The organism is Muriventricola aceti, from assembly GCF_025567565.1.
In the GTDB taxonomy this organism is placed as follows: domain Bacteria; phylum Bacillota; class Clostridia; order Oscillospirales; family Oscillospiraceae; genus Lawsonibacter; species Lawsonibacter aceti.
The window spans coordinates 367,528-392,055 of the sequence record NZ_JAOQKF010000001.1 but is presented as its reverse complement, the minus strand read 5'-3'; the positions used below and the strand labels follow the sequence as shown (position 1 = coordinate 392,055).

Here is a 24,528-nt window from a genome sequence, read left to right as displayed (position 1 = left end):
AGGTAGGTCATTCAGGAGGGCTCCAAAATACCATTTACTTGCCCAAGAACCGTACCAATACAGCGGAATTCGTCTGTTTCTTTTACTAAGATGTCCTCATCAATTACATTTAGAGCCCGCAGGCGACACTCTCCCCTCTCTTGAAAAAGGGTACGAAGATAATAAATACCGTTGAGACAAAACAGCCCCATCTCATTGTGCCCTGCCTGCCTCTTCTGAAGGGCCAAGATATCGAGTTTCCGAAAAACGGGTCGATATTGATCTGCCTGAATCTGAAAGCAGAAGTCAGTCCCAACCGGCAGATCCTTTCGCATGATACGCACACTGCCCAAGTTCTCTTGCATGAGAAAACCGGCATGAAGCTTGCGTACACCAGGTAGATAACAGGGAAGGGTGAGCCGGCTTCTGGCGATTGTTCGAGTATATTCCTCGTTTACAATCAGCCGAACAAGCCGCTTCCCCTCTTCAGAAAGTGCTCTGTATTTTTTGATGGCGTCAATCTCTTCCGCACTTAGAGCCTGGTCATAAATTTTGCTGATCCGGTTTGTTCCCAGATAATCGGAGTAAATATAGTTGGCATCAACCTCTAAGACATTAATCAGGGAAATTAAGATGTCAGGCTTTGGGGTGCTGATGCCATTTTCATAGTTGGCAATCGCTGACGGAGTCACGCAGATCTTAGCTGCCAGCTGGGTCCTGGTGAGGCCCATTTCCTGTCTCCTCTGCCGCAATTTATCTCCTAGGCTCATATGAGGTCCTCCTTGTTAGACGCTCCAATCCTCATTTCCTGCCTTACAAATCTCTTGCAGATGAGAAAAATAGTAACAAGAAATTTGTAAAAAATGGTTGACTTTCAAAGATGTTTGTTGTAAGCTAAAACCGTTGTTCGTGATACGTGGACGTACATACCATGAGTTGAGAACACTGAGTATATCGATAATACTAAAGCAAAAGACAGTTCCTGTCAACCCACAAATGTATGGGGCTGCCGTGAGAGTAGTGAGAAAATTATTACTGAAAGGATATTTTAGATTATGCTGCAGAATGAAATCGTGGATATCCTATTGCGTGCAGGGATTCCGGCTAATACAAAAGGATTCACATATATTCACGACGCTTTGGAACTCATGGATAAAGATTCCTACTATTTTTCTGGTAAAGTTTGTGTGTTATACGCAAAGATAGCCAAACAGAATGGAGCGACTCCGGGGCAAGTTGAACGTGCGATACGCTATGCCTTTGAGGGGGCTCTGACGCGCGGGGATCTGGAGTCGGTGGAGCAGTATCTGGACCCTATCAACACTAGAAATTCCAATGAACTGAAAGTCTTATTCCTTCGTTGGAGACAAGAGACACATCCAATGGGAGACAGTTCATGTGATGCCATGTCAGTATGCCGCGCGCAGATATACAACGAGATTTTAGACGAGATGAATGCTCTGACCTTCAAAATTCAACAGGCTGTCTCAAACATCGGAGCTGAAAATATAGCGATGCAAGGTCAATGATACTCGATCTCGAAATTAGGAGAGAGATATGTGAGAATGAAAAGTGATTTAAAAATGCCAGCCTCTTGGCGTTTTTCCGCCCATAAGCATGGTGCGCATAGGGAACTGGAGCGTTGTGTAGAAAAAGCAATGCTGAACTTGTTAAGTGAATGTATGTTTGGCGGTATTATGATTACCTATAATACTCCGGATTTTCCCCTCTATTACATAGATGACCGGATGCTGTCTTTTCTGGATTACCCAAACCAGACGGACTTTGCCACCGCAATTAAAGGTGCTGTGATCAACTGCGTTCGGGCCGAGGATCGGGAGAGCTTGCGGAGTGAAATTGCACAGGCCCTTATGAGTGGAAACAGTTACACAACAACTTATAGAATGCTATGCAGAGATAAAGGCTATATGTGGGTGAAAGAGACAGGGGTACAGACGATCCTGCCAAATGGGGAGTCAGTGCTGGTCAGCCTATGCTTAGATATCACTGGCCAAGTGGAGGCGCAGGCTGAGTTGGAATCCATCGTTCAGTGTCCTATGGGCGGAATTTTCCGCGCCAGAATGGACCGGGATTTTACCCTGATTTATGCTAACGATCACTACTATGCGCTACATGGCATCACGAGGGAGAGTCTACGCAATCGACTAAATAACGGGACGATCCATTTGGTCCATCCAGCGGATATTCCTTTTATTGAGCGGCGGCTGCACAAAGCCGTGGAACAGAAGGAGCAAACGGTTAGCTTAGAATACCGTGTCGTCCGTCCTGATGGAGAGGTCGTGTGGCTGCTGATGAACGGCTCATTGTCTGAGCAACAGGGGAATATGCTTCTCACAGGTATGGTTATTGACATTTCTCATCAGAAGTTCATGGAGGAACGTCTGTGTTGTAAAAGTCGGCGGCAGCGCGCGCTGTGTGCCAGGGATCATGATTCCTCCAATTAAAGTGGACCTCTGTCCAGCCTAAGCATATGTTTGCCACCATCGGAGAAAGGGAGGGCGTTGGGCTGCAAAATCGGCGTACAAAATATCTGGAAAAAACAGCAGGTAGTGACACAGCAGCCATATTGAAAAGCCGGACAACATGTTAGGCTGAGGAGAGATTCATGAGCGGCATATTGAGGAACGCTGCCTAGAACGAATTGCGACTTGTTTCAACCAGTCCCGTTTCGTTCTGCAAAGAGCGGTTAAAATCGATATTTTTAGCCTTGGGACTGTTAGAAGAAATACACCGCCTATCGGGCCCTTCTGGGCCGTGCGCCGAGCGGCGCGTAAATTCCCGGCCTGCGGCCGAGAATTGCGCAGGGGCAGCTCTGCCGACCGCTAGCATTAAAATTCCGGAGGGTTTCGGCCGACTTAGGCGGCCGAAACCCAAAAAGAAAGACATCTGCTGAAAGCAGATGTCTTTCTTTTTGGCAAGGGGTAACAATCCAAATCCTCTCAGGTCGGTCGAACTCTCTTGGATCCAAATTTGCAATTTTTCTTGAGAAGCATCCAACCGGCCTTCTGGCCGGCGGCGCCTTTGCGCCGTACAAGCGTTTTGCCACAGGCAAAACCTTGGCGCAGGGCGAATTCACTTCGCCCGAGCATTTCAATCACCGAAGGGTGGAGCGGCCTGACCGAAATAAGAACTATATCTGTTTTGTATGGGGATTTGCTTTAGTAATTAAGATTCGTTAGTCACTTCTTCTTCTGCAATATCTTCTTCCAAAAGCTCATCCAATACATTTTCGTCATTCTCGGGAAGTTCTGGTAGATTATTTTCGGCACTTTCGATTTGCAGATAGCCAAATGTTTCTGCAAGAGCAGTTGCAGAGGTCTCAATCTCCTTGGGGTCTACACCAAGTTCTTTGAATTTTCCGAGAATAGCTAATTTCTTTTCAAGGTTATTAAGTTCTTGTTCCTCAATATCTAAAGAAAGTTGCCGTTTTTCTTTCTCTAACTGTAATTTTTCTCGTTTTGTCGCAATATACTCTCGATTGACTTCTGCTGGAACTGAGAAAAGGCTTTTTAGGAATGTGGGTATTGTCTCTGGCTTAACTACAGAGATAGTACCAATTGTCAATCCGGCAAAAGTCCCTACAGCATCTATGAGATGTGGAAGTGCATCTACAATCTGGAAATCGACTGGCCCAGGAGACGCTATATTTACTTGGGCTGAAATTTTATCTTCATTTACTATTTCGCACCAACATTCAGTAGCCGCCCACAATAGCTTTGAAAGTGTTCTTGGTCCAACAGGGGCTACACGGCCAATATGATACACGATATTTAGATTTTGTTTATAACTATGTACATCATATAGTAGACCGAGAATGTTACGCCAATAGTCATCAAAATTGCTTATGCCGTGATAATTCGAGATAGCTTTATACAATCTGCCGTCTATTTCAGTGGACTTTATTGTACGCAGGGGGGTAATTTTTCGACGCTTGCGGTATGGGCAAGACACCTCATTTATCTGTACATCTTTTTTCTCGATGCGGGAAATGACTTCTTTCTCAATCTCATATGTTTTGCTTTCTTCCTCATAATACTCTCCCGCAAGTGCAATTGTAATGCGTTCTGAACCTGCATTGGGTATTACAATATAGTCTCCTGACTTTACATCGTGAATGAAGCTCTTGCACTTGTTTATGACAGTAGTTGGGCGTTTGATTTCTTTATAATTGAGTAAAATCTGGTCTTTTAAGGTATCCTGTGATTCCTCAGAAAAATCTGTAGCAGATGTAATTGTATTCCACGCTAAGGCGATAAAATCATTTGAAACAAATTCATTATAAAAATATCCTTTTTTGGTACGAATCATCCAAAACCTTGTTTCTTTATCAATTATTTTGATTTTATAATTAAGAATCGCATCAAGAAAGGCTTGCTCCTGCAAAAGCTGTTCCAGTTGTTCCATTTCATAATCCTTCTTTCTTTTGAAAACTGTTGCCGAGTGTGTTCAGAATTACTCGAAAAAATTCTTTCACGGGCTATTTTCTCTGTATAAAGTTATCGACTAAAGAAACCTATTTCTCTACTTCATTTCTTGCTCCAGAGCATCAAATTCTGGCGTATTAAAAAATTCTCCCAGTGTGATATTCAGCCCATCACAAATCATTTTAATCGTTACGATTTTGGGGTTGAGGCTTTTGCCATAAAGAATATTCTTTATGGATGAGGGCGGCAGGCCTGATATTGTAGCTAAAGCGTTTATTGTAATATTACGCTCGTTGCAAAGTTGCAGTATTCGATTGCGAACTGCTGTTACTGTGTTCATAAATTGTCCTCCCTTACGTTGTTAGCGTAAGGGATTTCATTTGCCTTTGTAGGCTATGCGTGATACTATTAGGCTATGTATAGCCTAATAGGGGGTATCAATATGTGCGCCACAGCAAATGACCATCTACATGAACAAGTCAACGGACTACCCGCAAAAATTGGACATGACTCAGTCGTTTTAATTTTGGGGACGCTTCCGGGAAAACGGTCACTTATGACCGGGACTTATTACGCCGACCCTTCAAATAAGTTTTGGGATATACTGTTCATGGCCTGCGGGGAGAAAATAGAAAAATCAGATACGGCAAGAGAATTGCTATTGAAGAAATATCATATTGCCCTTTGGGACATCTTACATTCCGCAGCACGGGATACTTCCAGCGACAAGGATTTGCTGGACGAAAAACCAAATGACCTTCCGCGGTATTTGGCCGAGTATCCCCAAATAAAGTTACTCCTATTTCACAGCAACGACTCTTACCGATACTTCAAGCGTTTTTTCAAAAATATCGCTGTTCCTTATATTTGTGTATCCTCACCAAGTGGGCAAAACAGGAGAAGCACACTGGAAAAAGCAGAGGAATGGAGAGCGGCCTTATCTTGCGCCATTCCACAACTCAGAAATGGGCCAAGGTTGGCGTGGAAGGGGGCACCCCCATGTGATATAATATCTTCACAAGAAAGGGGTATTGATATGGAGATTGAGAAAATCCGTAATTATATATCTTACTTTGAAACGGTCAATGCGGAAACCGCCTGTCGCTGGGAGGTAAGCAGGAAACTGGAAAACGGTACTTTTTCCATGCCGTATCCTGTCTATGAAACTCAGTTTCTAAACTTTATAGATGATGTTTCTAACAGTGACCTTATGGATGTTAGTTATGGAGATACATTAGAGGAATATGGGCTTGGAATGAACAATGAACTTACAAAGAAAATTGATACTGCTAATCTCAGACTGGCAAAAGCAATTTTGACTTGCTATGTCCGGCAAGAACGCTTCTGCGATGGACTATGGGGGCGGGCAATCAAAGAGGGCACCTTTCTGGCACTGCTGAAACGGATAGCCACCCTCTTGACACAGTGAATATCACATAAAAAGGCCATGCTGCCCGTTTTGGGATAGCATGGCCTTTCTATGGCTTTTATGGACTAAAAGGGATAAAATATATTTTTCCATTAAACCCTAAAAAGCCATATTGATTGGATTATCGGTCGAAGTAAAGCGGATTGAGTATATAACCGTCACCTTTGGGGCGCCCACCTGTCGCTTGATAATATACTCTCTTTTTCAGGTAGCCGTATTCAATGAGCAAGTCCAAAGCAGGGAGCATATCGTCTGCCTTTTTGAAATACTTGCTTCTGCAAAGGTGATATATACCGCTCTTTGTCAGTTCTCGCTTGGGCTGAGCCTCCAATCTTCGTAAGATGTATTTGGCTTCGTGGAGGGTCTTGTCCGCCCCCATGACAGAGTAGGCATATTGGGCGTGCTTCAAAAAATACCTTGTAATTTTGGTAGCTCGCTTCATCGTGCGTCCCGAAACGAGAGCTTTATCAGCGGCCGCACAATGCTCTACACAGTGGAGAAGTCCAGCAATTCTCAATGCGGTACCCGCACACTTTCCTCCCCAATCAGACATATCCTCCAAGTCGGTCAACAGCCGCCCTTCTATCTCCTTGGAAAACTCTCTATAAATCTCCAGCGCATCATCCCCCAGCTTTATCAAAGGCATACCGTTATCCGGGTAAGGTAGGGCGAACAGGTTCAGTAGAATTTGATTATAGTTCTCACTCAAGGTATTCGGTATTGCGGGAGTATCAAATTGTCGGTAGCCCATCATGGATTTAGGCTTGCTATACAAAAAGCGCCCTGTCAACCCCCGATTCCGAAAGATTTCGTTGTTTAACATTCCTTCCAATACGCTCTCCTGTGCGGATAAAAGCATGGTAAGCGCCGGATTATCAATATTTTCCGCCTCCCGTCCCTTGCGGTCAACACGAATTGGGTCACCTGTGTAAGCCTTGAGGACAGGGTCTATGGAGACCACGTTAGAGGAATACTTGCCATTGAAAATATCGAACAAACCGCCCTCTGTGGAAATCACCGTGATAATCCCCTTATTATCCGCCATAAGGGATGTCAGCGCCTCCGGGGTAGTATCATCGGCTATCAGGCGTAGCGGCCTGATACGGCGCTGTTCCAGGGCAAAGCACTCCCGCCGCAAATTATCTGCTTCTTCCCGCAGATCTTTCCGCTCGTATTTTTCAATTTGCGCCCGCCAGCGGTTCAGTTGTGCTTCCTCCTCAGCAATCATTGGCTTCCTTCGGTTGTTTTCCTCCCGCTCATACTGATAAATTGCCTTGGTCATGGTCTTGATAATACTGCTTTTCCGTTCCCCAGACTTTGCGATAATCAAAAAGTACAGGTTTAATTGCTCATAATAATCAGATTTTCCCTCAATGATAAATTTCCCCTGCACCGCCGCCGCTACCAAGGCCAGGGCGGCAGTCGCCGGCATATCCACAGCAGTTGCTGTATTTTCTGAAACCGCCACAACATAATCCCGAAGCACAGATGGCAACTGCCTGACTGGAAATGACGGAAGACTATATTCTTCCAAAAGTTCGGGTGTATCCCATTCAGTCGGGCACAACTCGTTTGTAAATTTGTCAATCGCCTGCCCTGCGGTCAGGCCCTCTGTTGCCATCAGATAGTCAATGATGCTCCCCCCAACTTCGCCGCTGGAAGAAAAGCAATAAAAAGTGTTGGTGTCCTTGTAATAGCGAAGATTGTTTTTGTGCCCACATACCTCGCAATTTTGGAAGCTCACCGTGTTGCCACTCTCAGAATACGGGCCATTCCGTCCAATCAGATAAGAAAGAAAATCAAACTTCTCTATCTGCGCTTCCAGTTCCGGATTTCTACGCAGTTCCAAGGAAACGATATTTTTGGGGGTGCCCCCATCGGCAGGTTGTTCTTGGTGAGAAATCGCTAATATGGTCTCCACTGAAATCCTCGCATTTTTGCTGTGAAGGACCACTTCTTTGTTCGTACCCAAGAACAGGCGGTTTGCGTTGGTGCAGGCTTTATCGCTCTGTGGGAAAATGGAAATCAACCGTTCTACAATCATACGCCGCACATTGGGGTCGGTAACAACATCTTCCATGATAAACACAAGCCTGAATTTGGGGCGTTGGCTGCTATGGCTGAATGTCTGGTAGCAGATAACGGGAGTTAAGCCGTATCCCTCACAAATTGATAACGCCTGCTCCTGCGTTAACTGAGGCTGGCCCATATCCGCATTGTCGATATCTACCATAAATACTTGTTGCTCCCGCCAATCAGCGGCCTTGGTCCCATCCAATACGGCGGGGCAAATTGTATGCCCTGTTCTGATTTTTTGCGCTAATTGCTGGACTGTCACCTCTTTTATGTTGGCTGGGTTCAATACTCGCTTGGAGATTCTACCCCATTCACGTTCCGTTGGCTTTGCGTCTACCCCTCTTGGGTCGATGTGCAGTCGTATTTTTGCCATCACTATCATCCTCCGATTTTATGAATTTCTGGTATTCCTCTTGATGGGATGTGACATAGGCGGCAACATCACGATAGATGGCATAGGCAAAGATTCGGGCCTGCTCTCGGCTGATTTTAACCTCGTTGTCATCCATGTCGCTTCACCACCATTCAGAAACCTCTTTACATTTCAGGATAAATTTCTTATAATAGTCCTGTAAATAAAAATATTAAAAAATTTATCCTGAACTTCGTATTAAATGGTAGCACAAAAAATACGGCTTGTCAGGAAAATCAGTTAAGCCGTCAAAAATAAAATTTTTTAATAAATTTTTCTATAAATCGGATTTTTGGAGGGTGCTATTATGAAGAAGAAAAACATACCACAAAGCGATATGCCACCAATATGGGCGCAGAGAATCCAAGCCCTATTGGAAGAACAAAACATGAAGCAGACTGAACTTTCAAAAATAAGCAAAATTTCGGCCTCATCGATTTCAGATTGGGTTGGTGGAAATGGAAAAAGAGAGCCGAAAGTCCTTGGCCTCAAAGCGATTGCAGATGCACTTGGCGTTTCAATGGATTACTTAATGGGAGCGGAAGAATGTACTTCTGCTAAAAATGAAGAAATCCATAAACGGACAGGCTTGAGCGACAAGGCAATCAAAAATCTTGTCCGTCTACGCCGCAAGGCCAAAACTGGTGAAATTTCAGCAACTAAAAAATTGGCGGTCTGTAATTTCCTTTTGGAAACAATGGACCGAACCGGCCTTTTTGAATTTCTTTATAACTATCTGTTGGGAGAATATTACTTCAATGATGGCCAACAGGATTTGGGGGCAACTGAAATCTACTTGAAAACGCCAAACGGAAAAGTTGCTGAACGGTTAAATTTCGCAGAGAATTATGCTCATGTTTATTTATCTTTGGCGTTACAAGAATTATCTGTTTTGAAAAAAGTCACAGATAAGATAAGGCTCAGGAAGCAAAAAGCGGACTATGCTGAATGGTTAAAAACTCCAGAAGGGATAGCCTTCGAACGGGAGATTTGGGACCAACAGGCCGCTTATGAAGATAACAAGGAGGACGAAGAATGAATGTTGTAATCTATGCCCGGTTTTCTTCTCATTCCCAAACGGAACAGTCAATCGAGGGGCAGTTAAAAGAATGTTACGCCTATGCCCAGCGTAACGACTATACCGTAGTGGGGGAATACATCGACCGGGCCCTTTCCGGCACAACAGACCACAGACCGGAGTTTCAGAGAATGATTGCAGACAGCGCAAAGAAAACCTTTCAAGGTGTTCTTGTGTATCAGCTTGACCGCTTTGCCCGCAATCGCTATGACAGTGCCACCTATAAATCAAAACTAAAAAAGAATGGAGTCCGTGTGCTGTCTGCCCGTGAGAACATTTCGGACGATGCAAGCGGCGTACTGATGGAAGCTGTTCTGGAGGGGATGGCTGAATATTACAGTGTAGAGTTGGCTCAGAAAATCAAACGGGGAATGGACATTAACGCTGAGAAGTGCCTTTCTACTGGCGGCAATCTGGCTCTTGGTTTCAAAACAGAAGATAAACGGATTGTGATTGACCCACTTACCGCGCCAATCGTCGTTAAAATTTTTGAGATGTATGTGACTGGCTCGACAATGGCTGATATTATCCGCTATCTCAATGCCAATCAAATCAAAACATCCTACGGGAATGAATTCAACAAGAACAGCATCAACCGCATTTTGAGAAACAAGCGATACATAGGGGTATATACATACCGGGATAAGGAAATTCCTGATGGACTCCCCCGCATCGTTGATGAAGATTTGTTTTGGGAGGCACAGCGTATTATGGAGAAGAACAAAAAAGCCCCCGCACGAGCGAAGGCTAAAGTAGATTATCTCCTTACCACAAAACTGTTCTGTGGACACTGTAAGGCCGCTATGACTGGTATCAGTGGGACGAGTAAGACAGAGCGGAAATATCACTATTATCAGTGTGTGACCAACCGCCGGGACAAATCCTGTGACAAAAAGACGGTTGGAAAAGAGTACATAGAAGATTTGGTGGTCAACAGACTGCGGGATTTCCTGACCCCAGACAATATCAGTACGATTGCCAGAGAAGTTGTTGACCTCTGTGAACGAGAGAGCAACAACAGCAACACAAGGAGGCTTAAAAAACTGCTTTCAGAAAATGAGCAGGCCACAGAAAATCTGCTGAAGGCCTTGGAGAGTGGACAGGCCGTTGATATTATCGCTGACCGGATTGCACAAAAGAAGAAAGAGCATGAGGAACTTTCCCTTCAGCTTCTTGTGGAAACCTCCCAGCATCCGACCCCCAGCGTGAAGGAAATCCGCTTTTTCCTAAATCAGTTCCGCAAGGGGGACATCAACGACCCCAAATACCGGCAGGGGCTGGTGGATATGCTTGTCAACAAAATCTACCTCTATGATGACAAAATGACCGTCCTGTGTAATACACAAGACGGTCACTTTGATGTTGACCTTAAGGAAGTGAGTTCACTTAAGGGTCAGTTGGTGGAGGCGGGGAGAGTTGAACTCCCGTCCGAAAACACATTCATGGGAACTTCTCCGGGCGCAGACGGTTATTACAGGAGTCTTGCTCTCCCCGTTCCCTTCGCTTCAGGCAAGCCGTCACGCCTGAAGGTCAGGTGAGCTTCATGATGCATGGTCGGCTCAAAGCTTTGCCGGCTCACGTCCGCCACTAAGCGACGCCTGATCCGGGCTCGTGGCCCTTCCCGGTCAGACGGCTGCCTTTAATTAGGCAGCGTAAGCGTAGTTGTCGTTCTTTAATTTATAAAGAATGCCCGTTTTAAGGTGGCCAGGCGCCACCGCCCGCTATTCCCACTGCAGCGTCCCCGTCGAAACCGGTACGCCCCCTCGTCGTCGCAAAGTCCAGCCAACTCCGCTTCCCATAATGGCGAAAACTTCGTTCGCTCCCTTATTCCTCCTCTCCAAAACGGATCCGCTGCACTGGGTTCCATTTTGGACAGCGGCTTTGCCGCCAGAAAAAGAAAACGTATGCAGTGTGGTTTGCTTGAGGGATTCAGTGAAATCAGACCGTACCGGCACGGCTGGCGCGCCGGTACGGATGCGCTTACTCAAGGACTATATTATACTTTCTCCGGTTCAGGGTACTCCACACCAAAGGTGTCAACGGTAACCGACTTCATCCTCTGGTCCTGACGGGGCCGGTCATTCCAATCTGTCTTGCTGTTTACGATGGCGTCAGCCACCTCCATGCCCTCAAAGACCTTGCCAAAGGCGGCATAGCTGCCGTCCAGGTGGGGAGCCTTCTCGACCATAATGAAAAACTGACTGCCGGCGGAGTCGGGGGCCATGGCCCGAGCCATGGACAGCACACCCCGGTCGTGGGCCAAGTCGTTCTTTACACCGTTCTGGCTGAACTCGCCCTTGATGGAGTAGCCGGGACCGCCCATACCAGTGCCTTGGGGGCAACCACCCTGGATCATGAATCCGGGGATACAGCGGTGGAAGATCAGCCCGTTATAAAAGCCCTTGCTGACCAGGCTGATGAAATTGTTGACGCTGTTGGGGGCCACCTCAGGATAGAGCTCCGCCTTCATGACGCCGCCGTCTTCCATTTCGATGGTGACAATGGGATTCTGTGCCATATCTGTCATCCTTTCTGATAGTACCGGTCACCGGTTCCTTGTCTTCATCGCCCGGTCTATTTCCCGCTTGGCGTCCCGCTTGGCGGAGGACTCCCGCTTGTCATAGAGCTTCTTGCCCTTAGCAAGCCCCAGCTCCAGTTTGACCCGGGGACCCTTGAAATAGACGGACAGGGGGATGAGGGAGTAGCCGTCCTGCTGGATTCGGCCGGAGAGCCGCAGGATCTCCCGCCGGTGCATAAGCAGTCGGCGGGGCCGGCGGGGGTCCTTATTGAAAATATTGCCCTTTTCATATGGACTGATGTGCATACCCAGGACAGACAGCTGCCCCTCCTTGATGATGCAGAAGGAGTCCTTCAGATTCACATTGCCCAGCCGGATAGACTTGACCTCGGTGCCCGCCAGTTCAATGCCGGCCTCAAATTTCTCTTCCACGAAGTAATCGTGGTAGGCCTTGCTATTTTTGGCGACGACCTTGACCGCTTCGCCCACTGGGGACACCTCCTCTCCCTCAAGATCAGGGAACAACTATACCATAGGATAGCCCAAAAGGCAAGGAAAAAGTCAAGGATTGGGCCACAGTTTGGGCAGTTGGGAGTAAAAATTCCCCGATTCCTCCCACAGCAGCAGGAGAGAACCATGCCTCACAGACACCGTGGCCTCTGTGCCCAGAAACTCATTGCTGACCCCAATGGGGAAACTGCCCTCCATTTGATACTGGTCCAGCGGAAATTTGAGCCCAGTGAGGGTGACCCCTTCCGCTGTGCCGCTGTTGCAGAACACAGATAGATAGCCAGACATGGAAGCGGGGAAGGTGAGGGAACTGTTCCGGAGGGCGGTGGCCGCTGTTTTTTCGCCTGCCAGGAATCCGTGGGCCCCTTGGGTAGTCAGCCAGTCCAGCAGCTGGAGGTTGCCAAGGGTGTGCTCCAGCCGGCCGCCCACGCCGCCCAGCAGAACGAATCGCCGGTAGCCCAGCTCCAGACCCTTACGAAGAGCGTAGACCATGTCAGTATCATCCTTCTCCGCTGGGAGCTGGATCACGTTGGGATGGGAGGGGGTGCGGCCCAGGGAATCAAAGTCGCCCACCACAAGGTCAGGCGTGACGCCGTAGGCCATCAGGGAGTCATAGCCACGGTCGGCGGCGATGACGTAGTCCCCCGGAGCGGGGTAGGGGCGCAGAGAGGGGGACAGGGACATGGCCCCCACCACATAACAGATGCGTTGGTTATTGGTCATGATAAAACCTTCTTTTTCAGAGAGCATAAGAGGCCCGGAGAAGACCGGGAGAACTCTTGAGCGATTTTTTCTCATTATACCACAAAGAGGTCTCCTTGTGGAGAGTATATTCCTGGAGAAGAAAAAATAAGTGTATCCAGGGAAGTTGTGCGGATAGGACCGATATAGAGAGAAAGTCCGGCAGCCCACTGGTCAGAGCCGGTCTGCGCCGCCTTGACTTTCCTCCAGGCAGACGGTAGAATGAAGGATACTTTGAACAGATACAGACTGGGGTGGATCAGGATGATACATTATTTGGATAATGCGGCCACCACGCCGGTGCGGCCGGAGGCTGTACAGGCGGCGGTAGAGGCGATGACCCAGGGCTGGGGCAACCCCTCGTCCCGGTATGAACTGGGGACCAAGGCGGCCGCCCGGATGAAGGAGTGGCGGGGAAATGTGGCTCAGGCCCTGGGCTGCCTGCCGGAGGAGCTGTTTTTTACCTCCTGTGGCACGGAGGGGGACAACTGGGCCATCCAGTCTGCCCTGGAGGTCAATCGCCGCCGAGGAAAGCACATTATCACCACCGCCATCGAGCACGCCGCTGTGCTGGAGCCCTGCCGGGAATTGGAGCGCCGGGGCTATGAGGTGACATATCTGGAGCCGGACCGCCAGGGTAACATCACTGCCGCCCAGGTGGAGGAGGCGATGCGGCCGGACACGGCGCTGGTCTCCATGATGCTGGTTAACAATGAACTAGGCGCCATCCTGCCTGTGGGGGAGGTTGCCCAAGTCATTCGGAGGACTGGCTGCCCGGCTCTGCTCCACTGTGACGCGGTGCAGGGATTTTTGAAAATACCTTTTTCCCCCAAAAAACTGGGTGTAGACCTGCTGACAGTCAGCGGACACAAGATCCACGCCCCTAAAGGGGTGGGGGCGCTCTATGTTCGAAAGGGGCTGAAGCTGCCTCCCCTGATCTGGGGCGGAGGGCAGGAGGAGGGCCTTCGGTCGGGTACTGAGGCCACAGCTCAGATCGCGGCGTTCGCCGCCGCCGCCCGGCTGGGGCGGCAGACTCTGGAGGAGGACATGGCCCATATGGCCCGGCTGAAGGAAGAAACCGTTCGGCGGCTGGCGGAGGAAGTGCCGAAGGCGAAACTGCTGGCCCAGGGGGGCGCTCCCCACATCCTAGCCATCTCCCTGGTGGGTTATAAGAGCGAGGTGGTGGTCCGCTTCCTGAGTGACCGGGGGGTATATATCTCCTCCGGCTCCGCCTGCCACAAGGGGAAACCCAGCCACGTCTTTGCCGCCCTGAAACTGCCCAAGGGGGAACGGGACGGGGTGCTGCGGATCAGCTTTTCCTACGATACCAAGCAGGAGGACGTAGACGCCTTAATTGAGGGATTGAAAGGGGCATCGGAGAAGCTGTTCCCATCCCTGTCCTGAATGAGAAACAACGAAAAAGGAGCGTTTCCATGTTTGCCTATATGCGGAGAGGACCGAATTTTTATAAGGAGGTCGCTGCTCTGGCCGCGCCTATCATCCTCCAGGATATGATCACCAGCACCCTGAGCATGGCGGACACCTTTATGGTGGGGCTGCTGGGGGAGGAGCCGATGGCGGCGGTTACCCTAGCCAATATTCCACTGTTTGTAGTGCAGCTTTTTATTTTTGGAGTGCAGAGCGGCTCCACGGTCCTGTTGAGCCAATACTGGGGCAAACAGGACATGGAGTCTATCAATCGGATCTATGGGATGGCCCTGTGGCTGGTGATGGCAGTATCGTCTCTGTGCTCGGTCATTCTGCTGATCTGTCCGGTAGAATTTCTCAGCCTCTTTGGCAACGACCGGGCGGTGGTGGAGCTGGCCGCCCAATATGGCCGGCTGGCGGGGCTGTCCTATGTATTCAACGCCTTTTCAATGACTTATATTGCAGCCTTCCGCAGTATGGAGCATCCCCAACTGGGAATGTACATTCTGGCTACCTCTATGGCAGTGAATACCTTTTTGAACTGGGTATTTATTTTCGGAAATCTGGGAGCGCCCGCACTGGGAGTTCAAGGGGCGGCTCTGGCCACCCTCATCGCACGCGTTTTAGAGGTTGTCATCGTGGCCTGTCACATGGCTAGGAATCGGATCTTCCGGGTGCGGTGGAGACTGGTCCTGCGGCCAGGAAAGCGGCTGGCCCGTCAATTTCTGATGTGCAGTGGGCCAGTGGTGCTGAATGAAACCCTGTGGGGGCTAGGTACCTCTATGTATCCCACAGTCATGGGACATATGGCGGGCAGCACGGAGATACTGGCCGCCTATACGCTAGCAGGAAATGTAGAGAAAATATGTAAGGTAGTTTCCATGGGACTTGCCTCTACCGCGGCGATTATCATTGGCCGGGAGATCGGTGCCGGACATAAGGACAGGGTATATGGAGTGGGACTCGCCCTGAACACCTTGGCCGCCGTAGGAGGCGCGGCGCTGGGATTGGCCCTGTGGCTGGTACTGGTTTTCCTGGCGCCTACCTATGTGTTCCCGCTGTTTAAGCTCTCGGCGGGAGCGGCGGCTGCGGCCACTATGATGATTACTCTCCAGGCGGTCATCATGCCGCTGAAGGATTTTAACAGCGTGAATATTGTGGGAGTCCTCCGGGGAGGGGGAGATGTGCGGGCCACTACGCTCATTGACATTCTCCCGCTCTGGCTGGTGGCAGTACCTATGGCCGCTATATGTGGGCTGGTGTTGAAGACGGGGATCTTTTGGGTCTACCTGTCCCTGGGGGTAGAGCAGTTTTGTAAGTGCGTCGGGGGAGTGTGGAGATTAAGGAGCGGCAAGTGGATTCGAGACTTGACCCGCTCTGGAGCACTGGAATAAGGAGGAACAGGACATGAAAGTTGCCGTATTAATGGAAAATACTGCCCAGGAGGGATGCGGTCTGGTGCCGGAGCACGGCCTGTCCCTGTATATCGAATATCGGGGGAAGAGGCTGCTGCTGGATGGGGGCGCCTCAGGACGGTTTGCCGACAACGCCCAGAAGCTTGGGGTGGACCTGGCGGATGTGGACCTGGGGGTGCTGTCCCACGGCCACTATGACCACGCCGACGGCCTGCGCCGGTTCTTCCAGCTCAACCAGAGAGCCAAGGTCTATGTCCGCCCCCAGGCCGGAGGGCCCTACTTCTCCATGACAGAGGAGGGACCCAAATTTATTGGCGTCCACCGGGATATCTGGGAGGGGGCCAGAGAGCGGCTTGTCCCAGTACCGGGACCTATGGAGCTGCTGGAGGGTGGGTGGCTGCTGCCCGACGGTCCAAAGGACCCGGCCTTTATGGGAAAGGCGTCTAACCTGGTCTGCAAGCGAGGGGAGGATGACTTTGTCCCGGACGATTTCAGCCACGAGCAGTCCCTGGTGCTGGAGGGGGAGCGGGGACTGGTGGTCTTCAACTCCTGCAGCCATGGGGGCATCGTCAACATCGTGCGGGGCGTGCTGGACCAGCTGCCCGGAAAGCGGGTGCACGCCGTGGTGGGCGGACTGCATATGTATGCCAAGGGGGGGACTGGCATGAACTGCTCGCCGGAGTATGTACAGTCGGTGGCTGACGCGCTGAAGGCCCTGGGGGTGGAGCGAATCCTGACCGGCCACTGCACCGGACAGCCAGCCCTGGAGCGGCTGACGGAATACTTCGGTCCCGGCTGTCAGGGACTGTATACCGGCCAGGTGTTTACCCTATAAAAAAGAAACATGACCGCCTGTCTATGGACAGACGGTCATGTTGTTTTCTCCTCTAAAGTGGAGAGATATTGGAGCAGAATCGTTTCCACCAGGTTGGAGAGCGAGCGGTTCTCCAGCTGGGCCTGGGCGCGGAGGCGTTCTACCATGTCCTCATGAAAACGAAAGCTGTAATTCTTTTTTTCGATCCCCATAAAATCACCTCATATCTAGTGTAATACATTAGAAACATTTGTCAAGAGCCGGAGCTCTTAGCAGCAAAAGATAGAAGATGCAAAAAATTGGCGGGATTCATTTGTTTACAACAAATTCATAAAGTGCCTATTGACAATTCTGCCCCCCGGTGGTACATTATCTTTAGCACTCAGGAGTATTGAGTGCTAACAAAATGATCAAAGCGCAAGCAGGCCGGCATAAGGATATAAGACGAAGGGTCCGCGGAGCGGAGCTGTCTTGAGTCGGAACGGCCGGAAGCGCATGCCGAGATAAAAGGAACAGGGGGGTGGAAACATGGAGCTGACGGATAGAAAAAGACGGATCCTTCGGGCCATCATTGAAACCTATATCGCCACCGCCGAGCCTGTGGGCTCGAAAATGGTAGCGGAGCGGGCCGGACTGGATGTGTCCAGCGCCACCATCCGGAACGAGATGGCTGATTTGACTGATATGGGCCTTTTAGAGCAGCCCCATACCTCCGCCGGACGGGTACCCTCCGCCGCGGGCTACCGGCTGTATGTCAATGAGTTGATGGGTCATCAGCAGCTGACCATGCAGGAGACTCAGCGTATCAACGAGGCGCTGAACCTGAAGATGGAGGAGCTGGATCGAGTGATCGACCGGGCGGGAAAGGTCCTATCCCAGTTCAGCGACTATCCTGTATTTACCATGGCCGCCCCCGCGGAGCGGATCACCGTCAAACGCTATGACCTGCTGAAAGTGGAAGAAAACGCCTTTATCGCCGTGGTCATGACGGACAACTCCATCGTTAAAAATAAACTCATCCATATCCCTGAGGAGGTTTCTGACACCCAGCTCCAACTGCTCTCCGCGGTTCTGAACAGTTCCTTCGTGGGACTGACCCAGGAGGAGATGGAACAGACCTTGGACAAGATGGAGACCCGCACCGCTCCAGGCGCCTTTGAGCTGATTGCCCTGGTGGTGGACTTCGCGGTGGAGATCCTGTCGGAACAGAGCAGCCAAAAGGTCCGAACTACCGGAATCACTCACTTGCTGGAACACCCGGAATACCGAAGCCTGGACAAGGCTAAACCTCTGATGAACTATCTGGCCGAGGAGAAGGATGTGGCCCGGCTGCCTGTGACAATGACCGGCGGCCAGAACATGAACATCCTGATCGGGCCGGAAAATGTCAGTGACGCGCTGAAGGACACCAGTGTGGTCATGGCCAGCTACGACATTGGAGAAAATATGAAGGGCGTCATCGGAGTGGTTGGACCCACCCGGATGGACTACGCCAAGGTCACCGCCCGCCTGTCCTATTTTGCCGACAGCCTGACCCGCATGTTCGGCAAGGGAGAGTTACCCCCGGCAGAGAAAACAGATACACAGGAGCCATAAGCAGGAAAGGAGCGCCGCATCGTGAGCGATAAAAATAAAAAGAAGCAGGCCCAGCCTGAGCAGTGTCAGGAGGATATTCGGAAGGAAGAGGCTGTGGAGCCTGAGGAAGAGGCTGTTCGCACGGAACAGGAGGAGAAAGGGGGGCCCCAGGAGGCCGGCGAGGCCGCTCAGGAGGACCAGAAATCAGGGGAGGCACCCAAGGAGGAGCCCTCCGGAGAGGGGACCGCACCCCTCGACGACCGCTTTCTCCGCCTGGCCGCGGAGTACGACAACTACCGAAAGCGGACCGCCAAGGAGAAGGAGTCCATCTGGAACGACGCCAAGGCGGATACCGCCGCCGCGTTTCTTCCCGTCTATGATAACCTGGAGCGGGCCTTGAAGCAGGACACCGCCGACGAAGCCTACAAAAAAGGGGTGGAGATGACGATGAACCAGCTGAAGGAGATCCTTTCCAAGCTGGGCATCACTGAGATTCCCGCCCTGGGCCAGCCCTTTGATCCGAATCTCCATAACGCCGTTATGCACGTGGAGGATGAGAGCTTGGGCGAGAACGTAGTGGCCGCCGTGTTCCAGGCCGGCTTCCAGTGCGGCGAGAAGGTCATCCGCTTCGCCATGGTGCAGGTGGCCAATTAGGGGAACGGAACCGAGGTGCGCGGCTTATTTTCAAAAGCCGATGGGATTAAAGGAGGAAAACAGTGAAAAGAAATCAGCCCTGCAAGCAGTGCTGTAAAGCGAAAACCTGTGATGCTGTATCCTATACCCTGCTGCTCGCTGGGGGCCTGCTGGCCTGGTGCGCCGCACTCTACGCCATCGGGCCGCTGTTCCTATTTTAACTTTGTAAACATGAATGTCATATATTTAGGAGGAATGAATTATGTCTAAGATCATCGGTATCGATTTAGGTACGACCAACAGCTGTGTAGCGGTCATGGAGGGCGGCGACGCTGTCGTCATCCCCAACGCCGAAGGCAACCGCACCACCCCCTCTGTGGTGGCTTTTTCCAAGGACGGCGAGCGTATGGTGGGTCAGGTGGCCAAGCGCCAGGCCATCACGAACCCCGACCGGACCGTCATCTCCATCAAGCGTGAGATGGGCTCCGACTACAAGGTGAACATCGATGGCAAGAAGTATACCCCCCAGGAGATCAGCGCCATGATCCTGCAGAAGCTGAAGGCGGATGCCGAGGCCTATCTGGGCACAACAGTCACCGAGGCCGTCATCACAGTCCCCGCCTACTTCACCGATGCCCAGCGCCAGGCCACTAAGGATGCTGGTAAGATCGCCGGCCTGGACGTGAAGCGGATTATCAACGAGCCCACCGCCGCTGCTCTGGCCTACGGCGTAGACAAGGAGACCGCCCAGAAGGTCATGGTGTATGACCTGGGCGGTGGCACCTTCGACGTATCCATCCTGGATATCGACGACGGCGTCATCGAGGTGCTGGCTACCGCTGGTAACAACCGCTTGGGCGGCGACGACTTCGACAAGTGCGTCATGGACTGGATGGCCGCGGAGTTTAAGAAAACTGAGGGTGTGGACCTGACCGGCGACAAGGTGGCCATGCAGCGCTTGAAGGAGGCTGCTGAGAAGGCCAAGATCGAGCTGTCCGGTGTCACTTCTACCAGCATCAACCTGCCCTATATCACCGCTGATGCCACCGGCCCCAAGCACTTGGACCTGACCCTGACTCGGGCCAAGTTCGACCAACTGACCGCCCACCTGGTGGAAGCCACCAGCGGCCCTGTGAAGCAGGCTCTGTCTGATGCCGGACTGAGCGGAAGCGATTTGTCTAAGGTCCTGATGGTGGGCGGCTCCAGCCGTATTCCCGCGGTTCAGGAGATGGTAAAGAAGCTGACTGGCAAGGAGGGCTTCAAGGGCATTAACCCCGACGAGTGCGTGGCCTTGGGCGCCGCTCTCCAGGGCGGTGTGTTTACCGGCGACGTGAAGGACCTGCTGCTGCTGGACGTCACCCCCCTGTCCCTGGGCATTGAGACCATGGGTGGCGTGATGACCAAGCTCATCGAGCGTAACACCACCATCCCCGTGAAGAAGAGCCAGACCTTCACTACCGCCGCTGATAACCAGACCTCCGTAGAAGTCCACGTTCTCCAGGGCGAGCGTGAGATGGCCCAGTACAACAAGACCTTGGGCCGCTTCCACCTGGACGGCATCGCTCCCGCACGCCGGGGTGTGCCTCAGATCGAGGTCACCTTTGATATCGATGCCAACGGCATCGTGAACGTGTCCGCCAAGGATATGGGCACCGGCAAGGAGCAGCATATTACCATTACCTCCTCCACCAATATGTCGAAGGACGACATTGATAAGGCAGTCAAGGAGGCTGAACAGTTCGCCGCCGAAGACGCCAAGCGGAAGGAAGAGGTGGACATCCGTAATAACGGGGACCAGATGGTTTATCAGACAGAAAAGACCCTGGAGGAGATGGGCGATAAGATCCCCGCTGGAGATAAGGGCAAGGTGGAGAGCGCGCTGAACCACCTGAAGGAAGTCTTGAAGGGAAATGACACCCAGGCCATCAAGGAGGCCACCGAGGCTCTGACGAAGGAGTTTTACGCAGTTAGCGAAAAGCTGTATGGCCAGGCGCAGGCCGGCCAGCCCGGCCCCGGCCCCGATATGGGCGGCGCCCAGGGCGGCAGCGCCGCCGGCCCTGATGTGGTCGATGCGGACTATGAGGTCGTGGACGACGATCAGAAGTAATAGAAATCTATGGTCCGCGCGGGCGGGGCATCGCCCCGCCTGCGCGCCGTTGTGCCTGTTCAAAAGAGTGAAGGGTAAAGAGTGGAGAGTGAAGATATGGTCATTCACTCCGGGCATATACGCCGCAGACCTTATCTCCGCTCTTCACGTTCCACTCTGAACTCTGAAACAGAGGTGATATCATGCCAGAACAGAAACGAGATTATTACGAGGTCTTGGGCGTGTCCAAAGGGGCCTCGGACGAAGAATTGAAAAAAGCGTACCGTAAGCTGGCCAAGCAGTACCACCCCGACATGAATCCGGGGGACAAAGGGGCAGAGGCTAAATTCAAAGAGGTCAACGAGGCGTATGAGGTCCTGTCCGACAAGGAGAAGCGGGCGAAGTATGACCAGTTCGGCCATGCGGGGGTAGACCCCAATTTCGGGGGTGGCGGCGGCTTCGGCGGCTTCGATATGGGGGACATCGACCTGGGAGATATCTTTGGCTCCTTCTTCGGCGGCGGCTTCAGTGGCTTTGGTGGTCAGCAGCAGAGAGCTAATGCCCCGCAAAAGGGAGAGAGCCTGCGGGCTAATCTCTCTGTCACGTTTGAGGAGGCCGCTTTCGGCTGCGAGAAGGAGCTGGAGCTGACACGGACTGAGATGTGCGATGCCTGCCATGGCTCCGGCTGTGAGCCGGGCACCACCGCCGAGACCTGCCCTGACTGCCGGGGGACCGGCGTGGTTCGGATTCAGCGGGGGGCGGGCGGCTTCGCCTTCTCCACCACCGCCCAATGTTCCAAGTGCCGGGGGACGGGCAAGCTGATCCACTCCCCCTGTAAGGTATGTGGCGGCGCCGGCAGTGTGCGGAAGAAAAAACGCATCACCGTTACCATTCCTGCCGGGATCGACGACGGACAGGCGGTTTCTCTGCGGGGCCAGGGCAATGCCGGTAAAAACGGAGGCCCGGCCGGTGACCTGATTGTGGGCATCCGTATAAAGCCCCATACGCAGTTCCGCCGGGATGGGACCACAGTCCTCTACGAGCAGCCCGTTTCCTTCTACCGGGCGGCGATGGGAGGGGAGCTGGAGATTCCCACCATCGACGGAAAGGTCAAGTGGAGCCTGCCGGCCGGAACACAACCCGGTACCACCTTCCGCCTGCGGGGGAAAGGAATCCCAGAGCTTCGAGGTCGAGGCCGGGGCGATCAGTATGTGACCATCAAAGTCCAAGTACCGACCAGCCTGAGCGCCGATCAGCGCGCTGCTCTAGAGGCCTTTGGTGAGAGCATGGGCGAAGAGGTACCGGAAGGTGTAGTCAAGAGTTTTTTTGAAAAGCGAAAAAAGAAAAAATGAAAAAGGAGACCGCCTGTGTAAATCACAGACGGTCTCCTTTTATAAAGAAGAGGGTGGATTACATCAAGATATTTTATTTGTAAAAAAACGAAAATTATATTGATAAATCTCGTGAGATATAGTATACTTTGTATAGAGAAAAAGTTGAGGAGGAGCACGTAGGGAAGGATCAAATCGGGAAAGGAGCGAAATATGTGGAGCTTTTTTTGGGCCTCTCTATATCAGCTGATGGACGAGATCGTGATGTTCCTCTTATTTTTGCCTGTGACCGTGATGGTGCTGATCATTCTGTTCCAATTTGGCTCTGACCTGCTCCATTATTTCCGGTCATATTGGCACGGGAGCTCCCTTTAAGAGAGCGAATCCCGGACCTCACCCGTAAGGGTGTGGTCCGGGATCTTTTTTGATCAATGATGTGGGATGAGCAGGGGTTGAAGCTGTTTTCCCTCCAGGGCGGCCTGGGCCGCGTCTGCCACCAAAGAGAAATCAGATACTAAAGAAGTAGGCTTTCTCTCTGGGTCGTCTTGGCCAAAGGGAACGAAATAGATGTATTTTCTAGGCAGCAGGGCCCCGATGCTCACGGCCGAGGCGGCCAGTCCGTCATTGGTAGAGGGGGCGATGACCAGGGGGCGGCTGTTGCGTAAGTGAGCTTTGGCAGCCATAGTGACACTGGTGTCTGTCACTCCGTTGGCCAGCTTGCCCAGGGTGTTTCCGGTACAGGGGCAGATAATAAGCAGGTCCAGCAGCTTCTGGGGGCCAATAGGCTCTGCCGCCTTGACAGTGGAGATGACCCGGTGGTCACAGATGCGCTCCATTTCCCGCATCAGGTCGTGAGCTTTGCCGAAGCGGGTATCCGTGTCGGCAGTGCACTCGGATACAATAGGCACCACATGGGTGAAGCGGGCTTTCACCTGCTCTAAGGCCTCCATGGCCTTGTGATGGGTGCAGAAGGACCCGCACACAGCGAATCCGACGGTTTTATCGATCAAATCAATCTTCCTTTCCAAATCAGACTGAATGTGAGGCGATTCGCGCCGGGGTACGTCTTGTACTTCCCTCCAGGGCACGCCCCTCTCAGTACCCCGCCTCTTGAAGCATATTATAAATGGTGGATTTAATGGCGGCCCCGGCGGTCACAGGGGCTACCTTACCGGGGAGGGACAGGGCCCAGATTACTGTGAGGCCCAGCTCTCCCGCTGCCCTAAGGTCCACCCCGCCGGGCTTGGAGGCCAGGTCCAGGATGAGACAGTCCTCTTTGACATCCTCCAGTTCCAGCCGGCCCAGGACCTGGGCGGGGACTGTGTTGACGATCAGGTCATAGCCGCACAGCCATCCGGCTAGATGGGCCAGATGCTCGGTGCCCAGTCCCATGGCCTGGGCCCAAGCCAGCTGCTCATACCGGCGGGCCGCCACGGAAACCTTTGCTCCCAGAGCTTGGAAGCGTTGGGCGGTGAGCCGGCCCACCCGGCCAAAGCCCACGACCAGCACACGGGCGCCGTGGATTGTGATTGGTAAATGCTCCATGGCCAGTTGGATAGCTCCCTCCGCTGTGGGGACAGCGTTGGCTACCGCCAGCTCCTCCCGGGCGAAGTAGTCCCGAATGGTTAGCCCGCGGTGGGCAGCCAAAGCTAAGATTTCCGAGTCCAGCCGGCCGCCGCAGATAAACTGGCTGGGGCGAAGTGCATCTAATACGTCGGACAAGGGATGATCTGTTTGGGATAGAGGGGCGTTGAGAAGGCCGCCCTCTGTGGACACCAGCAGCGGCAGAACGACACAGTCCGCCTTCTCGGCCTGAGACAGATCCTCCTCAGGGAGCGGGCCGGTAGAGCGGTCTTGCTCCAAAGCGTAAGTATGGACAGTGTGGCCGTCCAGGGCCAGCAGCTGGGCCAGCTTGGCCTGGCGCATATCGCCGCCCACCACCCAGATGTTCAGTTCGTGTTTCATAGCAGTACCTCCGAAGACCGCCTGAAGGGGGGCGGGTTTCTGAGCTATCCTATGCGCACGGCCGGGCCACGGTGCGGGGGGAATGAGAATGGA

At 52.0% G+C, this 24,528-nt stretch carries 24 protein-coding genes, 1 other RNA gene and 1 pseudogene; 14 read left to right on the top strand and 12 right to left on the bottom strand.

What is annotated here, in order from left to right:
- Window positions 1–11: 11 nt before the first annotated feature.
- Entirely contained in the window at window positions 12–749 is a 738-nt protein-coding gene (locus OCV64_RS02060; RefSeq protein WP_262669137.1) for a helix-turn-helix domain-containing protein, read from the bottom strand.
- Between the two features lie 285 nt (window positions 750–1,034).
- On the opposite strand from OCV64_RS02060, the gene OCV64_RS02055 reads away from it, so the two are divergent.
- Both OCV64_RS02055 and OCV64_RS02050 read left to right on the top strand, forming a co-directional pair.
- On the top strand, window positions 1,035–1,508 hold the full coding sequence (locus OCV64_RS02055; protein ID WP_147573355.1) for a sporulation initiation factor Spo0A C-terminal domain-containing protein: 474 nt from the start codon (window positions 1,035–1,037) through the stop codon (window positions 1,506–1,508).
- Between the two features lie 36 nt (window positions 1,509–1,544).
- Window positions 1,545–2,444: a PAS domain-containing protein gene (locus OCV64_RS02050; protein WP_262669160.1), complete on the top strand. Its 900-nt coding sequence runs from the start codon at window positions 1,545–1,547 to the stop codon at window positions 2,442–2,444.
- Between the two features lie 721 nt (window positions 2,445–3,165).
- Here the strand turns inward: OCV64_RS02050 and OCV64_RS02045 are convergent.
- Complete coding sequence (locus tag OCV64_RS02045) at window positions 3,166–4,404, bottom strand: hypothetical protein (RefSeq protein ID WP_262669136.1); 1,239 nt, start codon at window positions 4,402–4,404, stop codon at window positions 3,166–3,168.
- Window positions 4,405–4,521: 117 nt separating this feature from the next.
- Window positions 4,522–4,764 carry a helix-turn-helix domain-containing protein gene (locus OCV64_RS02040; RefSeq protein ID WP_262669135.1) on the bottom strand — a complete coding sequence of 81 codons (243 nt, stop codon included), beginning with the start codon at window positions 4,762–4,764 and terminating at the stop codon, window positions 4,522–4,524.
- Between the two features lie 102 nt (window positions 4,765–4,866).
- On the opposite strand from OCV64_RS02040, the gene OCV64_RS02035 reads away from it, so the two are divergent.
- Complete coding sequence (locus OCV64_RS02035; protein WP_262669134.1) at window positions 4,867–5,853, top strand: DNA-deoxyinosine glycosylase; 987 nt, start codon at window positions 4,867–4,869, stop codon at window positions 5,851–5,853.
- A gap of 121 nt (window positions 5,854–5,974) precedes the next feature.
- Here the strand turns inward: OCV64_RS02035 and OCV64_RS02030 are convergent, their stop codons facing one another.
- Window positions 5,975–8,302 carry a YfjI family protein gene (locus OCV64_RS02030; protein ID WP_262669133.1) on the bottom strand — a complete coding sequence of 776 codons (2,328 nt, stop codon included), beginning with the start codon at window positions 8,300–8,302 and terminating at the stop codon, window positions 5,975–5,977.
- Between the two features lie 346 nt (window positions 8,303–8,648).
- Here OCV64_RS02030 and OCV64_RS02025 point away from each other — a divergent pair, with 346 nt between their 5' ends.
- Complete coding sequence (locus tag OCV64_RS02025) at window positions 8,649–9,380, top strand: helix-turn-helix domain-containing protein (protein WP_262669131.1); 732 nt, start codon at window positions 8,649–8,651, stop codon at window positions 9,378–9,380.
- Window positions 9,377–10,351, top strand: a pseudogene (locus OCV64_RS02020) (recombinase family protein); the annotation flags it as partial. The gene OCV64_RS02025 and the pseudogene OCV64_RS02020, both read left to right, overlap by 4 nt.
- Window positions 10,352–10,468: 117 nt before the next feature.
- Here the strand turns inward: OCV64_RS02020 and OCV64_RS02015 are convergent.
- The 5 genes from OCV64_RS02015 to OCV64_RS01995 form a co-directional block, all read right to left on the bottom strand.
- Window positions 10,469–10,612, bottom strand: coding sequence for a hypothetical protein (locus OCV64_RS02015; protein WP_262669130.1), 144 nt, complete (start codon window positions 10,610–10,612; stop codon window positions 10,469–10,471).
- 205 nt (window positions 10,613–10,817) lie between these two features.
- Window positions 10,818–11,182: a transfer-messenger RNA gene (ssrA, locus tag OCV64_RS02010) on the bottom strand.
- A 233-nt stretch (window positions 11,183–11,415) separates the two neighbouring features.
- Window positions 11,416–11,937, bottom strand: coding sequence for a peptidylprolyl isomerase (locus OCV64_RS02005; RefSeq protein WP_262669129.1), 522 nt, complete (start codon window positions 11,935–11,937; stop codon window positions 11,416–11,418).
- 27 nt (window positions 11,938–11,964) lie between these two features.
- Window positions 11,965–12,426 carry an SsrA-binding protein SmpB gene (smpB, locus tag OCV64_RS02000; protein WP_147573357.1) on the bottom strand — a complete coding sequence of 154 codons (462 nt, stop codon included), beginning with the start codon at window positions 12,424–12,426 and terminating at the stop codon, window positions 11,965–11,967.
- 72 nt (window positions 12,427–12,498) lie between these two features.
- Complete coding sequence (locus OCV64_RS01995; RefSeq protein WP_147573358.1) at window positions 12,499–13,170, bottom strand: thiamine diphosphokinase; 672 nt, start codon at window positions 13,168–13,170, stop codon at window positions 12,499–12,501.
- Window positions 13,171–13,452: 282 nt separating this feature from the next.
- On the opposite strand from OCV64_RS01995, the gene OCV64_RS01990 reads away from it, so the two are divergent.
- Genes OCV64_RS01990 through OCV64_RS01980 form a run of 3 tightly spaced genes read left to right on the top strand, consistent with a single transcriptional unit; the run spans window position 13,453 to window position 16,866 of the window.
- Window positions 13,453–14,592 carry a cysteine desulfurase family protein gene (locus OCV64_RS01990; RefSeq protein ID WP_186853133.1) on the top strand — a complete coding sequence of 380 codons (1,140 nt, stop codon included), beginning with the start codon at window positions 13,453–13,455 and terminating at the stop codon, window positions 14,590–14,592.
- A gap of 29 nt (window positions 14,593–14,621) precedes the next feature.
- Entirely contained in the window at window positions 14,622–16,010 is a 1,389-nt protein-coding gene (locus OCV64_RS01985; RefSeq protein ID WP_186853132.1) for an MATE family efflux transporter, read from the top strand.
- A gap of 13 nt (window positions 16,011–16,023) precedes the next feature.
- On the top strand, window positions 16,024–16,866 hold the full coding sequence (locus OCV64_RS01980) for an MBL fold metallo-hydrolase (RefSeq protein ID WP_147573360.1): 843 nt from the start codon (window positions 16,024–16,026) through the stop codon (window positions 16,864–16,866).
- 35 nt (window positions 16,867–16,901) lie between these two features.
- On the opposite strand, the gene OCV64_RS01975 is transcribed toward OCV64_RS01980, so the two are convergent.
- Window positions 16,902–17,057: a hypothetical protein gene (locus OCV64_RS01975; protein ID WP_186853131.1), complete on the bottom strand. Its 156-nt coding sequence runs from the start codon at window positions 17,055–17,057 to the stop codon at window positions 16,902–16,904.
- 316 nt (window positions 17,058–17,373) lie between these two features.
- Between OCV64_RS01975 and hrcA the strand changes: the two genes are divergently transcribed.
- The 6 genes from hrcA (at window position 17,374) to OCV64_RS01945 (ending at window position 22,845) form a co-directional block, all read left to right on the top strand.
- Entirely contained in the window at window positions 17,374–18,441 is a 1,068-nt protein-coding gene (hrcA, locus tag OCV64_RS01970) for a heat-inducible transcriptional repressor HrcA (protein WP_147573361.1), read from the top strand.
- A 21-nt stretch (window positions 18,442–18,462) separates the two neighbouring features.
- Window positions 18,463–19,074, top strand: coding sequence for a nucleotide exchange factor GrpE (gene grpE / locus OCV64_RS01965; RefSeq protein WP_186853130.1), 612 nt, complete (start codon window positions 18,463–18,465; stop codon window positions 19,072–19,074).
- 62 nt (window positions 19,075–19,136) lie between these two features.
- A complete protein-coding gene (locus OCV64_RS01960) occupies window positions 19,137–19,274 on the top strand; it encodes a hypothetical protein (RefSeq protein WP_186853129.1) in 138 nt (45 codons plus the stop codon).
- A 41-nt stretch (window positions 19,275–19,315) separates the two neighbouring features.
- Window positions 19,316–21,160 (top strand): molecular chaperone DnaK, encoded by a 1,845-nt coding sequence (gene dnaK / locus OCV64_RS01955; protein WP_147573363.1) that lies wholly within the window; start codon window positions 19,316–19,318, stop codon window positions 21,158–21,160.
- Window positions 21,161–21,342: 182 nt separating this feature from the next.
- Window positions 21,343–22,491 carry a molecular chaperone DnaJ gene (gene dnaJ, locus OCV64_RS01950; RefSeq protein ID WP_147573364.1) on the top strand — a complete coding sequence of 383 codons (1,149 nt, stop codon included), beginning with the start codon at window positions 21,343–21,345 and terminating at the stop codon, window positions 22,489–22,491.
- A 192-nt stretch (window positions 22,492–22,683) separates the two neighbouring features.
- Entirely contained in the window at window positions 22,684–22,845 is a 162-nt protein-coding gene (locus OCV64_RS01945) for a hypothetical protein (protein WP_186853126.1), read from the top strand.
- Window positions 22,846–22,898: 53 nt separating this feature from the next.
- Here OCV64_RS01945 and OCV64_RS01940 read toward each other — a convergent pair whose 3' ends face one another.
- A complete protein-coding gene (locus OCV64_RS01940) occupies window positions 22,899–23,480 on the bottom strand; it encodes a dipicolinate synthase subunit B (RefSeq protein WP_147573365.1) in 582 nt (193 codons plus the stop codon).
- A gap of 85 nt (window positions 23,481–23,565) precedes the next feature.
- Window positions 23,566–24,435 (bottom strand): dipicolinate synthase subunit DpsA, encoded by an 870-nt coding sequence (dpsA, locus tag OCV64_RS01935; protein WP_147573366.1) that lies wholly within the window; start codon window positions 24,433–24,435, stop codon window positions 23,566–23,568.
- Window positions 24,436–24,528 lie beyond the last annotated feature (93 nt).

Coding starts and splice junctions, on each gene's coding strand:
- OCV64_RS02060 (WP_262669137.1), bottom strand. CDS start 749: ATGAGCCTAGGAGATAAATTGCGGCAGAGGAGACAGGAAATGGGCCTC.
- OCV64_RS02055 (WP_147573355.1), top strand. CDS start 1,035: ATGCTGCAGAATGAAATCGTGGATATCCTATTGCGTGCAGGGATTCCG.
- OCV64_RS02050 (WP_262669160.1), top strand. CDS start 1,545: ATGAAAAGTGATTTAAAAATGCCAGCCTCTTGGCGTTTTTCCGCCCAT.
- OCV64_RS02045 (WP_262669136.1), bottom strand. CDS start 4,404: ATGGAACAACTGGAACAGCTTTTGCAGGAGCAAGCCTTTCTTGATGCG.
- OCV64_RS02040 (WP_262669135.1), bottom strand. CDS start 4,764: ATGAACACAGTAACAGCAGTTCGCAATCGAATACTGCAACTTTGCAAC.
- OCV64_RS02035 (WP_262669134.1), top strand. CDS start 4,867: ATGTGCGCCACAGCAAATGACCATCTACATGAACAAGTCAACGGACTA.
- OCV64_RS02030 (WP_262669133.1), bottom strand. CDS start 8,302: ATGGCAAAAATACGACTGCACATCGACCCAAGAGGGGTAGACGCAAAG.
- OCV64_RS02025 (WP_262669131.1), top strand. CDS start 8,649: ATGAAGAAGAAAAACATACCACAAAGCGATATGCCACCAATATGGGCG.
- OCV64_RS02015 (WP_262669130.1), bottom strand. CDS start 10,612: ATGCTGGGAGGTTTCCACAAGAAGCTGAAGGGAAAGTTCCTCATGCTC.
- OCV64_RS02005 (WP_262669129.1), bottom strand. CDS start 11,937: ATGGCACAGAATCCCATTGTCACCATCGAAATGGAAGACGGCGGCGTC.
- OCV64_RS01995 (WP_147573358.1), bottom strand. CDS start 13,170: ATGACCAATAACCAACGCATCTGTTATGTGGTGGGGGCCATGTCCCTG.
- OCV64_RS01990 (WP_186853133.1), top strand. CDS start 13,453: ATGATACATTATTTGGATAATGCGGCCACCACGCCGGTGCGGCCGGAG.
- OCV64_RS01985 (WP_186853132.1), top strand. CDS start 14,622: ATGTTTGCCTATATGCGGAGAGGACCGAATTTTTATAAGGAGGTCGCT.
- OCV64_RS01980 (WP_147573360.1), top strand. CDS start 16,024: ATGAAAGTTGCCGTATTAATGGAAAATACTGCCCAGGAGGGATGCGGT.
- OCV64_RS01975 (WP_186853131.1), bottom strand. CDS start 17,057: ATGGGGATCGAAAAAAAGAATTACAGCTTTCGTTTTCATGAGGACATG.
- hrcA (WP_147573361.1), top strand. CDS start 17,374: ATGGAGCTGACGGATAGAAAAAGACGGATCCTTCGGGCCATCATTGAA.
- dnaK (WP_147573363.1), top strand. CDS start 19,316: ATGTCTAAGATCATCGGTATCGATTTAGGTACGACCAACAGCTGTGTA.
- dnaJ (WP_147573364.1), top strand. CDS start 21,343: ATGCCAGAACAGAAACGAGATTATTACGAGGTCTTGGGCGTGTCCAAA.
- OCV64_RS01945 (WP_186853126.1), top strand. CDS start 22,684: ATGTGGAGCTTTTTTTGGGCCTCTCTATATCAGCTGATGGACGAGATC.
- dpsA (WP_147573366.1), bottom strand. CDS start 24,435: ATGAAACACGAACTGAACATCTGGGTGGTGGGCGGCGATATGCGCCAG.